Below are 11,706 nucleotides of genomic sequence, written 5' to 3'. Positions count from 1 at the left end.
GCTCATCAGGGCTTCTCCGAACCCGTTGCCGTCTCGTCGACGGAACGCGGAGTCGCCGTCGAGGGCGGGATCTTCAGGTGCGAGACACTGAACTGCCCAAGAGCACTGAAGGTCGGCGCCGCGACAACGCCACCGTAGATCGCATTGGATGGCTCATCGAGGATCACCACGATCAGCACCTGCGGATCATCCGCCGGAAGATACCCGAAGAACGAGGCCATGTACTTCCCCGCTGCATATCCGGGAGCGTCAGTCCGCGCCTTCTGCGCAGTGCCCGTCTTCCCCGCAACCGCGTACCCTGACACAGCCGCCTCGGTTCCCGTGCCCTCGGACACGACATGCTTGAGTACCTCGGTCGTCGTGCGGGCGGCTTCCGCCGAGATCGCTCGCTTCTTCGGCCAGCTGAAGGCGGTATCGGGGTCCTCAGGCAGCGAGAGCAGGAAGTGCGGGGTGACGAGCTCTCCGCCGTTGGCTATGGCGGCGAACGACCTGGCAAGTTGAAGCGGGGTCATCGACACACCCTGTCCGAAAGGCACGGTGCCGATCGTCGACGACGACCAGTCCTCGGGTGGAGGCAGCCAGCCTTTCGCCTCGCCAGGGAAGTCCACTCCCGTCTTCTCGGTCAGACCAAAACGGTCGAAGTACGAGTACAGGCCCTTCGGTCCGAGTGCCATACCGAGCTTGACCGCACCGACGTTGGAGGAGTTCGTCACGATCTCTGAGAGAGACCAGTTCACAGTCGGCCGAGGATGCGACTCCCCGATTCGCCGACCGCCGACCTTGATACTCGGAGGCAGACGGAACATGCTGTCCGGCCCGTAGAGACCCTTGTCTATGACCGAGGCCGCGGTGAGGGACTTCACGGTCGACCCGGGCTCGAATGTGTCGGCGATCGGGCGGTTGCGATAGGCGGCATCATCGGCCTTGCCGAAGAAGTTCGGGTTGAATCCCGGCACCGACGCCATTGCGTAGATGGACCCGTCGCGCGGATCCATCACGATCACGGAGCCGCTCTTGGCCTTCCACTTCTCGACAGCCGCGGCCAACTCCACCTGGGCCTGGTATTGGATGTCCTTGTCGATGGTAAGGACCACGTTCCCGCCGGCGATCGGGTCCTCATTGCGCATGACGCCCCCGGGGATGGGACGCCCGAATGGGTCCCGTTCCGCAAGAATCGCTCCCGGTTCACCCTTGAGCACTTCGTCGTAATACTTCTCAAGACCGGCGAGACCGTCGTCATCGACGCCCACGAAGCCGAGTACCTGACACGCGAGCTCCCCTGACGGGTAGGTCCGACGCGAGTCCTCAAGGAACCCGATCCCTTGCAGATCGAGGTCTTCGAGCGCTTTCGCGCGATCCATATCTACCTTGCGGGCGATGTAGACGAATCCGGTGTCTTTCGTGAGTTTCGTCTCGTACTCCTTGGCTTTCCCGCCAAGGACCTTCGCGAGGGACTTCGCGGTGCCTTTGGGATCGACGACCGAGTGGGGCGCGGCGTAGATCGTGCGCGCTTCCATGCTTACGGCCAATGGCTCGCCCTCGCGGTCGTAGATGGAGCCACGGCGCGGGGCAAGCGTGATGTCTCGCATCCGCTGATCGACAGCCTGCTGCGCGTATGCAGACGCGACAACGACCTGCAGGTAGACGAGCCTCGCAGCTACGGCAACGAGAAAGACCACCAGAATCGCAAGGAGGACCGTGTACCGGCCCTCCCGATTCGTTCGCTTGGCCCCTCGCGCCACATGTCCTCCCGGCGTCTTGGACTTCCGTTTCGTCATCGGGACGATGCGAGTCCTGCATCACCTACGAGAAGGACCTGCGCCTCACCTGCAGCCATATCCATCACCGCCTGGAACAGGCCTCGCTTGCCTTCCGCCGCAGGGCTACTGCCCCGGTCCGACTCTTCGCCCCACTCCGCACCGGATTCGGCAACAGGAACGGGTTCGGCGGGAAGCTCAAGATAGGACACCTCCCCCGCAGCAGCCATCTCCATCGTGCTGCCCGCGATTCTCTCGATGCGCGAGGGCGTGGTGAGCGCGCTCTTGTCCACCTCAAGAAGATCGCCCTCGAGGCGCTCGGCCTTGATGTCTCGGGCAAGCACGCCCTTCTCGAAGGACGTTTCTGTAGCCTCGACCGACAGTGCCACACGACCCAGCCCTGCGACTGCCAGGGCGACCATGATGGTCAAGCATGCGGTATATGCGCTCTTGCACTTCGAAACACCGCGGCTGCTCGCGCGACGCCCGCAGGCCGATCCGGCCAGCCGAAGAGGAGCGCGGCGACTCACCTGCGCATTGTACGAGGCCTTCCGTGCTGCAACTGCCACCGCGACCCACCTCCTTCAACTCCGCGTTCCGACCCTGCTACGTCTTTCGCTCTGCCACCCGGAGCCTCGCACTTCTTGCCCGCGGGTTGCGCTCAATCTCGTCCGCCGTAGGCACGACGGGTTTCTTCGTGACGATTCGGAGTACCGGCTCCCTGCTACACACACACGCTGGCAACTCGGGAGGACACACACACCCCGCCGCAAGTTCGCCGAAGAGCGTCTTCACGATGCGATCCTCAAGCGAGTGATAGCTGATGACCGCGATGCGGCCACCAGGTGCAAGCCAGTTGACCGCAGCTCGAAGTCCGCGTTCGAGGACTTCGAGCTCGGAGTTCACCGCGATCCGGAGCGCCTGGAACGTACGCCTGGCCGGGTGAGGCCCGCTGCGACGTGCCGACGCCGGGATTGCGTTCTTGATGATCTCGACGAGCTCGCCGGTCCTCTCGACTGGTCGGCGGCCCCGCGCGGCTAGGATGAAGGCTGCGATGCGCGAGGCCCACCGTTCCTCTCCGTACTCGCGGATGATGCGGGTCAGCTGCTCTTCTGAGTAGGAATTGACGATGTCTGCTGCTGTGATAGACCCGCGCCCATCCATCCGCATGTCCAGGGCCGCGTCCTCCTGGTACGAGAACCCCCGATGCCGGAGGTCGAGCTGTGGCGAGGACACGCCGAGGTCGAACAGGAAACCGTCGGCGTATGGGATGCCGGCCTGCGCTAGCAGGTCGTCAAGATCGCCGAAGTTCCCCTTCAAGAGGATGATCTGCTGGCCGAGGCGGAGTGTGACTGCTGCTGCGTCAAGCGCTGAATCATCTTGGTCGATGCCGACGAGAATGCCTGTCGGTGCGATCGATTCTGCAATCCGCTTCGCGTGACCTGCCCCGCCTAAGGTACAGTCGACGATTATCGAACCGGGGTGCAACGATAAGTGCTGCGTGACCTCGGCCAGCAAAACTGGGGTGTGCCGGTATTCCATTGTCAAGGCCTACAGGAGACCCGCGTCGGCGAGCTCCTTGGCGAAGTCTTCGATGCCGTCGGCAGTCTCGCCGCTATACGTGGACCAGGCATCCGCGTTCCACACTTCGATGCGGTTGCCGTTCCCTGTGATCGATACGTCTTTCTCGAGCTTGGCGAACTCCCTGAGCAGCGGCGGTAGCGTGATGCGACCTGCCGAATCAAGCTCGGCTTCAACCGCGCCGGACGTGAAGTAGCGCCTCACTTTGCGGAAGCGCGGTTCGAAGTCGTCCTTGCCCATGAGCCGTTTCACGAAGGCGGAGTACTCTTCGGCCGAGTAGACGTAGAGACAGCCTTCCATTCCCTTGGCGATGACGAGCTTGCCCGTCATCTCCGCCCGGAACTTGGCGGGCAGCGAAACGCGCCCTTTGGCGTCCAGCGTGTGCTGATAGTCGCCCAGGAACATCTGCTGCCCTCCCCCCGTCTGCTCGGGTTCACCTTGCGCCCATTCGTGTGGGCGTCCTCCTCGTGCAGTGCTACTTTATGCCACTTCATCCCACTTTGCAACACCTGTATGGGATTGTATCCCACCATGTGCCACCTCGCCCCATTGCCTCCCCCAAGACGACACACGGACGCCGTATCCGCCCGATCACGTCGTGGACGGTCAGACCGGCCAAACCAACACTGCGGTCTTCTCGCAAGAACCAGACGCCGAGTCTGTACGTCTATGAGACAGGTGGCAGGGATTCGAACGTTGACAGCGGAATCTAGAAGGTGAATGGAGCGCCGTCTCCCGTGTGGCATGTTGCCCGACGCTCACGCATGCGAGTAGAATCACGGAAGACCTTATCTGCTGATGCGGAGGTGAACGACCAGAATGCATTTCACTCCGAACATTGCGAGCCCCCTCTTCAACACGCTATTGGTTGCCTTCTTGGTGTGCGTCGCGCTCGGCGCCTGGCTTGGCGCATACGCCGCCAAGCAGCTCAAGAAGATGGAGGACCAGGCCAAGGAGTAGCCTTCGCCAATCCGCTGCTAACGATTCGGACGCCCTTTCGCCTTAGTGCTTAAGGGCGTCCGGCATTTTCCCCGCCGGCTTGGACAGGAGGACTTGTGATGGGACACGTGACACGGCGCATGACCCGCATGTCAGTCTCAATCGCGTTGCTGCTCGCGCTCGCAGGAGCTCTCGCAGGTTGCGGGCTCGTGCAAAGCGCCCAGGAGGCGGGCGAGCGGGGCAGTGGCGTCTCCGGATCGAGCACCGGCGTCGAGATGGCAAGCCCGGAGATGGGCGCCACCGACGAGATGAAGTCCTCGGTCGAATCCTACGACACCGCACCGACAGCCGGGGCCGGCGAGGACGCATCGACGATACCCCTTCCCGACCGTCTGGTCATCCGCAACGTGGCGCTCCGCGTCCAGGTCGACGATGTCGAAGCGTCGGTCGACAAGATCCGCGCAGCTGTCTCATCGAACAAGGGTTCGGTCACCAACCTCCAGGTCAGCACAGACAACGACCAGCCGGTGTACCGCTACGACGCTCAGGGTTCCCTGGCTGATGGGTCGGCGCTATCCGGCTGGATGACAGTGCGCATACCGGCCGACAAACTCGATGCCTTCTCGAAGGAAGTCTCCGCTCTCGGCGAAGTGCTGCGCCAGTCCGCCGACGAGTCGGATGTCACACAGGAGCATGTGGACCTGTCTGCGCGACTCAAGAACCTCCAGGCGCAGGAGACCCGGTTGCGCGAGTTCTTCTCCTCGGCCAAGAAGGTTGACGAGATGCTCGCAATCGAGCAGGAGCTCGGCCGCGTGCGCGGCGACATCGAGTCGATGCAAGCGCAAATCGCCTATCTCGAGCGTCAGGCGGCAATGGCAACGGTGACGATCGAACTTGTCGAGCCGCAGGCTGTTGTCCGGCCGTCTGGTACGGATTGGGGCTTCGTCGCCTCAGTGACGCAGGCGATTCGGGCGTTCGTCGGCACAATCAACGGTCTCATCATCATCTTCGGCGCCGTGCTTCCGATACTGCTCATCGCGCTCGCACTGTTCTTCGTCATTCGCGCGGTTCTGCGCAGTCGGGCCAAGCGGCACGCAGACGAACCCCAGGACGCGGAAGAGTAGTGCTGCGACCTGACATCAAGATGCCATTGTGGGCGGCGGTCGCTCTCCCGGCCGCCGCCTACTTCGTGCGCTCGGCTGGCCGAAGATTCGACTTCCGGCCAGACATGCCGAGTGACGTGATCGCCTATGGCGTTCTAGCGGTCTTCGTGGCCCTGGTCGCTGCCACGCGCAGATCGGCGCGATCGGATGGCCGCGACGAGGATCTGCCCCGCCAGGTGGAACAGAAACACGACGCCTCCGGCGAGTCCCGGGAGGACGAAGACGTCCTCGGTCAAGCTGAGTGACGATGGGCCCGGGGTTCCGACGCCACCGACCACGGTCAGCCAGCCCCCGAGTGCCACGCCAATGGCCACGCCGGCGCCCCATGTCGCAGCCCACAGCATCGCGCGGCCCCCGCTGAACGACTCACGCACCACGCAGCGTCACTCCTTGCTGTACGGCTTGCCGACTGCTGCGGGCGCCACAGCGCGACCCACCACGCCTGCGAGCACGACAACGGTCAGCACGTAGGGAAGCATCAGGAAGAACTGCGGCGGGATATTGACTACGTCGCGAAGGATCTGGAGCTTGATCTGCAGAGCATCCGCAAACCCGAACAGCAGCGACGCGAGATAGGAGCCCACCGGAGTCCAACGCCCGAAGATGTTGGCTGCCAGCGCAATGAACCCCCGGCCGTTGGTCATGTTCTCGGTGAAGCTGCCGACCTGCTCGAGCGTCAGGTTCGCGCCGGCGAGCCCCGCCAGACCACCGCTCATGAGAACCGCGACCCACCTGCCGCGCACTACGCTCACGCCGACGGTGTCCACCGCACGCGGGTGCTCCCCGAGCGCGCGCAGATGCAGGCCCCAGCGAGTCTTGTACATCGCCCACTGGGCGACGATCGCGATGACGATGGCCATGTAGACGATGGGCGTGTGCGAAAGCAGCGCCCCGTTGATCCAGTCCCACACCGTGCCCACGAAGCCCGATCCTGCTGAGCCGAAGCCAAACACCGGGCGCAGCAGGCCTGCGGGATCCGTGGTCCCGGGATGCCCGTAGAAGCGCTCCATGAGGAACCCCGTGACGCCGAGCGCGAAAATGTTGATCGCGGTGCCGGAGACGACCTGGTCGGCGCGGAGATTGATCGAAGCGAATGCGTGGATAGCAGACACGGCAGTGCCGGCAAGCACCGCCACAAGCACGCCGAGCCAGAGACTTCCCGTCGCAAGCGCCGCGGCCGTACCGAAGAACGCCCCCGTGAGCATGATGCCCTCGAGAGCGATGTTGACCACCCCGGAGCGCTCACAGATGGTCCCCCCTATCGCCGCCAGCGCTAGTGGCGTAGCCATGCGAAGCGCGGAGGCGAACAAGTCGGGTGTGATGATGTCGCTAAGCACGGCCGACCACCTCCTTCTGCCGACGACGGATGAACCACATCACGATCTCCTCGGCCGCAACGAAGAAGATCACGAGAGCCTGGATGATGAGGATGATCTTCTGCGGCACGTGCGCCTCGAGCTGCATAGTGCCGGCGCCGGCCGACAACGCACCGAACAGCAACGCTGCCGGAATCACGCCGATCGGGTTGTTCTTCGCGAGCAGTGCGACTGCAATGCCCGTGAAACCGAATCCGGACGAGAACTGATCGAACAGACGATGGTGGACCCCCATGACCTCAACGGCACCGGCAAGACCGGCGAGTGCGCCAGAGATGCACAGCGCCTTGACCATCGTCCACTGAACGGAGATGCCGCCCGTCTCGGATGCCCACGGGTTGAACCCAACCGCACGATTCTCGTAGCCGAGCGTCGTGTGTTTCAGAATGAACCACACGAGAACCGCGATCGCGATGGCAACGACGATTCCAAGGTGCGCTCGCCCGAGCTTGAGGAACGGGAGTGCCTCGAGGGTCGCGTCCGAGAAGAGCGTCTGTATGCGCGGCAGTTGGGACTCGAGGGGCAGAGCAGTGGTCTGCGGTATCTGACCTGGAGCTTTGAGTGGCCCTACCACCAACCATGAGACGATGTAGCGGCCGATATAGGTGAACATCATCGTCGTGATGACCTCATGGGCCCCGATGCGCGCCTTCAGGATCGCCGGGATGAACGCCCAGGCCGCGCCGGCCAGGGCCGCCGCAAGAATCAGCAGGGGGACGCTCACGATCCACGGTAGCCCCCCAAGGACGAGCCCGAGCGAAGCGGCCGCAAGACCACCCATGAACAGCTGACCCTCGGCACCGATATTGAAGAGCCCTGCCCGAAAGCCATATGCGACGGCAAGACCTGTGAAGATGAGTGGTATTGCCCGCAGGACCGTGTCTCCCATCTGCTTGGGGCCGCCGAACGCGCCCTTGAACAGCGCCGCGTAGGCAGCCACGGGATCGTAGCCGGAAACCCACATGATTATCGACCCGATGACGATTGCGAGGAACGCTGAGACAAGCGGCGTCCCGATCTTCAGTGCGACCGTCATCCAGGCCCGCTGCGCGGGCAGCGTCTCGCGCTGTTCGCTCATGAGTTCCCCAACTCCATCGCGGCCTCATCCGACACTGGCTTGTCGCCGTTGAGCTTCGAGCCTCCGCCTCCGGTCATGAAGTAGCCGAGCGTCTCTGCGTCTGCTTCCACGACCGCGAATTCCCGGACGATTTGACCCTCGAACATCACGAGGATCCGGTCGGCGAGCGAAAGCACCTCCTCGAGTTCCAAACTCACCAGGAGCACCGCCTTGCCCGCCTGGCGCTCCTTCAGAATCTGTTTGTGCACGAATTCGATCGCGCCGACGTCGAGACCGCGCGTCGGCTGCGCCGCGACAAGCAGCTCCGGGTCGCGCCCCATCTCACGCGCAATGACGACCTTCTGTTGGTTGCCTCCGGAGAGGTTACCGGCCTCGACCTTCTCGGACGGCGTGCGCACGTCATAGTCCTCGATTCGCGTGAGCGCCATCGAAGTGATTGCCCCCGGGTGCATAATGCCTCTGGTCGCATACGGGGCCATGCGGTGATCTCCGAGGATCAAGTTCTCAGCGAGATCGAATTCGAGCACGAGCCCGCGCCGGTGGCGGTCTTCCGGGATATGCGACACGCCTGCCTCGATCGAAGCGCGGGCGCTTGCATGCGTGATATCGGTGCCCTTGAGGCGGATGGTCCCGTCTTTCGGACGGCGCAGCCCGACGATCGACTCCACAAGCTGAGCTTGGCCGTTGCCGGAGACTCCGGCTATCGCCACAATCTCCCCAGCGCACACGGTGAAGGACACACCGCGCACCGCCTCCAGTCCACGGTCGTCGTCGACCGTAAGCCCATCGACCTCGAGCACGTCGGCCCCGCAGGTTGTTTCGCCCTTCTCGACGCTCAAGACGACGTCGCGCCCGACCATCATCCGGGCCAGTCCCACCTCGTCGGTCTCCTCCGGGCGAGTCTCCCCGACAACTCCTCCGTCACGCATGACCACGATGCGATCGGCAACCGCCATCACCTCTTCCAGCTTGTGGGTGATGAAGACGACCGACAGTCCCTCGTCAACAAGCGAGCGCACGACGCCAAAGAGCTCTCGAACCTCCTGTGGTGTCAGCACTGCGGTAGGTTCGTCGAGAATCAACACCCGGGCACCCTGGTAGAGCGCCTTGAGAATCTCAACACGCTGCTGCATACCGACCGAGAGGTCCATGATGCGCATGTCCGGGTCTACAGTCAGCCCGTAGCGTGCGGAAATCTCCGTCACCCGCTCGCGGGCAGTCGCAAAGTCAATCACCCCGAAGCGGCCGGGCTCCCTCCCCAAGACGATGTTCTCGGTGACCGTCAGCGGTTCGACAAGCATGAAGTGCTGGTGCACCATGCCGATACCGAAGTCGATGGCTTGGCGGGGCGACTTGATCCGGACGGGGTTGTCATCGACGAGTATCTGCCCCCCGTCGGGCGCCATGAGGCCATACACGACGTTCATGAGCGTAGACTTGCCTGCACCGTTCTCGCCAAGGAGCGCGACGATCTCCCCGCGATCCAGACTCAGGGACACCTTGTCGTTAGCGACGACGCCCGGGAAGATCTTGGTAATGCCGCGCAACTCAAGTACAGGCATAGTCTTCCCTTCGCATGGTCGTGCAGCAAAGAGGGGCGGCCGGACCATGGCCCGCCGCCCCTCTATTCTAGCTCAACAAGTCGCCTGAGATGCGGCGCTACGTGCTACTACGGAGTCTCAGGAACCGTGACGGCACCACTGACGATGTCCTCGCGAGCCTTCTCGACGGCATCCTTGATGGTCTGCGGGACCTTGGCCTCAAAATCGTGGTACGGGGCAAGATCCACGCCACCCTCGGCAAGTCCGAAGTACTGCGCCTGACCGCCAGGGAACGATCCGTCGACCACGGCCTTGATGGCCTCGAACACAGCTGTGTCGACGCGCTTCATCATCGAAGTGAGCATGACGTCGCCAGTACCGGGAATCGTCACATACTGGTCGGCGTCGACACCGATGAACAGGGCGCCCTTCTCCTGGCAAGCAGCGACCGCGCCCGTACCACAGGCGCCAGCTGCGGCGAAGATGACATCCGCCTTCTGCCCGATGAGCGAGTAGCCGAGCTCCTTGCCCTTGGCCTGGTCAGTGAAGTTGCCCGTGTACAACGAGATGACCTTGACGTCCGGGTTCACGGACTTGGCACCGGCGATGAAACCAGCTTCGAACTTCTTGATCAACGGGACATCCATGCCACCGATGAAGCCGATGACATTGTCGGCGTTGAGCTTGCTGTCAAACGAGTCCTTCGTGGCCAGACCTGCAACCACGCCGGCCAGGTAGCTGCCCTCCTGCTCCTTGAACAGCAGGGACACCACGTTGGCCGGGACACCATCGTAGAACTCCTCGTCAACACCGCCGAAGTAGGTGTCCGGGAAGGTCGGGGCCAGCTTCACGACCGTGTCAGTCATGAGAAAGCCGACCGCGAAGATCGGGCTGTAGCCCGCCGTAGCGAGCTGATCGATGTTCGACTCGTAGTCCGTGATCTCCTTCGACTCAAGGACCTCGATCTTGACACCGAGTTCGCTCTCAGCCTTCTTGAGACCTTCGTACGACAGATCGTTGAAGGACTTGTCGCCGAGGCCGCCTACGTCGGTGACCATGGCAGCCTTGACGTCGGTCTTGGGGGTCTCCGTGCTGGTGTCCGGCTTGGCTTCATCTTTCGTACCGCATCCCGCAGCAAACACCAGAACCATCGCGAATACGAGCATCAGTGCTAGGACTCTCCTAAACCTTACGTCCACGCAGATCCCTCCTCCGGTTCGAATACAGAATTCCCCAACTACTATCCATACTAGCCGTTTGGTTTGCCCACCACCATCGATTCTTCCCCCTCCAGCCTCATGCGAGACGTTCCGACGGCGCTTTCCGCTTTCCGCCGACGGTCGCTCAGGTACCTCGCACGACGACTATCGCAAACGTGCCCGCGGGTGAGTTGTGAGGTACTCCTCGCGGATGTGCTGGCGGTCCACATGCGTATACACCTGCGTTGTGGATATGTCCGCATGCCCGAGCATCTCCTGCAATGCGCGCAGGTCCGCACCCCCTTCGAGCATGTGAGTAGCGAACGAGTGCCGCAACGTGTGAGGGTGGAGACGAAGCCCGACGAGTTCACCATACTTCCGTACCATCGCGTAGACCGCCTGACGCGTCAGGCGTCGGCCACGCACACTGAGAAAGACGGCTGACGGCTCCGCTGGCCGGGTGGAGCCCTTCGTCCGAAGGTACGGCCGCCCGTGGGCAAGGTACTCCGACAAGGCAGCCGTAGCTGGCTTCCCGATCGGGACGACGCGCTCCTTCTCGCCTTTTCCGAACACGCGAACAAAGCCGTCGTCAAGCGCCAGGTCGTCGAGTTCGAGTGAGGTCAACTCGCTGACACGCATTCCGCATCCGTATAGCATCTCCAGAATCGCGCGGTCCCGTATGCCGGGCGGCCCGTCGCCGAAGGTCTGCGAAAGCAGGTGCTTGGCCTGCTCGATCGAGATGGAGTCCGGCAGCCTCTCGGGAACCTTCGGCAACCTCACCCGCGCAGCCGGTTGGTTCTCGGTAACGCCCTCGCGCACAAGGAACTTGTGGAAGCTCTTGACCGCCGCAACCCGACGCTCGACGGTGCTGGGAGCAAGGCCGGCTTCGTGCAGTCGCACGAGGTAGGCTATGATGTCGTCCCGCGTCACCGCATCGACGTCAGCAACGCCGCGGGCATCGAGCGCGTCCATGTAGCCTGCCAGGTCGCGGCGGTATGCATCGACCGTGTGAGGGGACGCCCCCCTCTCAACGGCCAGATAGGCCATGAATTCCGCAACGTGAGAGCGCATG

The 11,706-nt window shown here is 63.0% G+C and carries 12 protein-coding genes; 2 read left to right on the top strand and 10 right to left on the bottom strand.

The features are described from left to right. Positions 1-5: 5 nt before the first annotated feature. The 4 genes from Q8K99_07915 to mraZ are packed head-to-tail and all read right to left on the bottom strand — an operon-like array spanning position 6 to position 3,743. Complete coding sequence (locus Q8K99_07915; GenBank protein MDP2182481.1) at positions 6-1,778, bottom strand: penicillin-binding protein 2; 1,773 nt, start codon at positions 1,776-1,778, stop codon at positions 6-8. Continuing rightward, positions 1,775-2,326 (bottom strand): hypothetical protein, encoded by a 552-nt coding sequence (locus Q8K99_07910; GenBank protein MDP2182480.1) that lies wholly within the window; start codon positions 2,324-2,326, stop codon positions 1,775-1,777. Before Q8K99_07910 ends, Q8K99_07915 begins: the two co-directional genes overlap by 4 nt. A gap of 37 nt (positions 2,327-2,363) precedes the next feature. Next, entirely contained in the window at positions 2,364-3,305 is a 942-nt protein-coding gene (gene rsmH / locus Q8K99_07905; GenBank protein ID MDP2182479.1) for a 16S rRNA (cytosine(1402)-N(4))-methyltransferase RsmH, read from the bottom strand. A gap of 3 nt (positions 3,306-3,308) precedes the next feature. Further along, positions 3,309-3,743 (bottom strand): division/cell wall cluster transcriptional repressor MraZ, encoded by a 435-nt coding sequence (gene mraZ, locus Q8K99_07900; GenBank protein ID MDP2182478.1) that lies wholly within the window; start codon positions 3,741-3,743, stop codon positions 3,309-3,311. Between the two features lie 414 nt (positions 3,744-4,157). Between mraZ and Q8K99_07895 the strand changes: the two genes are divergently transcribed. Next, complete coding sequence (locus Q8K99_07895; protein ID MDP2182477.1) at positions 4,158-4,298, top strand: hypothetical protein; 141 nt, start codon at positions 4,158-4,160, stop codon at positions 4,296-4,298. Between the two features lie 98 nt (positions 4,299-4,396). Then, positions 4,397-5,401: a DUF4349 domain-containing protein gene (locus tag Q8K99_07890; GenBank protein ID MDP2182476.1), complete on the top strand. Its 1,005-nt coding sequence runs from the start codon at positions 4,397-4,399 to the stop codon at positions 5,399-5,401. 134 nt (positions 5,402-5,535) lie between these two features. Here the strand turns inward: Q8K99_07890 and Q8K99_07885 are convergent, their stop codons facing one another. The 6 genes from Q8K99_07885 to xerD all read right to left on the bottom strand — a co-directional run bounded on the left by Q8K99_07885 (position 5,536) and on the right by xerD (position 11,705). Beyond that, positions 5,536-5,817 (bottom strand): hypothetical protein, encoded by a 282-nt coding sequence (locus Q8K99_07885; protein MDP2182475.1) that lies wholly within the window; start codon positions 5,815-5,817, stop codon positions 5,536-5,538. A 6-nt stretch (positions 5,818-5,823) separates the two neighbouring features. Beyond that, positions 5,824-6,777 carry an ABC transporter permease gene (locus Q8K99_07880; GenBank protein ID MDP2182474.1) on the bottom strand — a complete coding sequence of 318 codons (954 nt, stop codon included), beginning with the start codon at positions 6,775-6,777 and terminating at the stop codon, positions 5,824-5,826. Next, on the bottom strand, positions 6,770-7,894 hold the full coding sequence (locus Q8K99_07875) for an ABC transporter permease (protein MDP2182473.1): 1,125 nt from the start codon (positions 7,892-7,894) through the stop codon (positions 6,770-6,772). Before Q8K99_07875 ends, Q8K99_07880 begins: the two co-directional genes overlap by 8 nt. Then, complete coding sequence (locus Q8K99_07870; GenBank protein ID MDP2182472.1) at positions 7,891-9,456, bottom strand: ABC transporter ATP-binding protein; 1,566 nt, start codon at positions 9,454-9,456, stop codon at positions 7,891-7,893. Before Q8K99_07870 ends, Q8K99_07875 begins: the two co-directional genes overlap by 4 nt. A 107-nt stretch (positions 9,457-9,563) precedes the next feature. Further along, on the bottom strand, positions 9,564-10,601 hold the full coding sequence (locus Q8K99_07865; GenBank protein MDP2182471.1) for a BMP family ABC transporter substrate-binding protein: 1,038 nt from the start codon (positions 10,599-10,601) through the stop codon (positions 9,564-9,566). 198 nt (positions 10,602-10,799) lie between these two features. Next, entirely contained in the window at positions 10,800-11,705 is a 906-nt protein-coding gene (gene xerD, locus Q8K99_07860) for a site-specific tyrosine recombinase XerD (GenBank protein MDP2182470.1), read from the bottom strand. Position 11,706 lies beyond the last annotated feature (1 nt).

The organism is Actinomycetota bacterium, assembly GCA_030682655.1.
In the GTDB taxonomy this organism is placed as follows: domain Bacteria; phylum Actinomycetota; class Coriobacteriia; order Anaerosomatales; family JAUXNU01; genus JAUXNU01.
The sequence above is the reverse complement of the archived record's forward strand: the minus strand, read 5'-3'. Positions and strand labels throughout refer to the sequence as shown.

Excerpts from the sequence above, each read along its gene's own strand:
- Q8K99_07915 (MDP2182481.1), bottom strand. The coding sequence starts at position 1,778 with ATGACGAAACGGAAGTCCAAGACGCCGGGAGGACATGTGGCGCGAGGG.
- Q8K99_07870 (MDP2182472.1), bottom strand. The coding sequence starts at position 9,456 with ATGCCTGTACTTGAGTTGCGCGGCATTACCAAGATCTTCCCGGGCGTC.
- Q8K99_07895 (MDP2182477.1), top strand. The coding sequence starts at position 4,158 with ATGCATTTCACTCCGAACATTGCGAGCCCCCTCTTCAACACGCTATTG.
- Q8K99_07865 (MDP2182471.1), bottom strand. The coding sequence starts at position 10,601 with ATGCTCGTATTCGCGATGGTTCTGGTGTTTGCTGCGGGATGCGGTACG.
- mraZ (MDP2182478.1), bottom strand. The coding sequence starts at position 3,743 with ATGTTCCTGGGCGACTATCAGCACACGCTGGACGCCAAAGGGCGCGTT.
- xerD (MDP2182470.1), bottom strand. The coding sequence starts at position 11,705 with ATGCGCTCTCACGTTGCGGAATTCATGGCCTATCTGGCCGTTGAGAGG.
- Q8K99_07890 (MDP2182476.1), top strand. The coding sequence starts at position 4,397 with ATGGGACACGTGACACGGCGCATGACCCGCATGTCAGTCTCAATCGCG.
- Q8K99_07875 (MDP2182473.1), bottom strand. The coding sequence starts at position 7,894 with ATGAGCGAACAGCGCGAGACGCTGCCCGCGCAGCGGGCCTGGATGACG.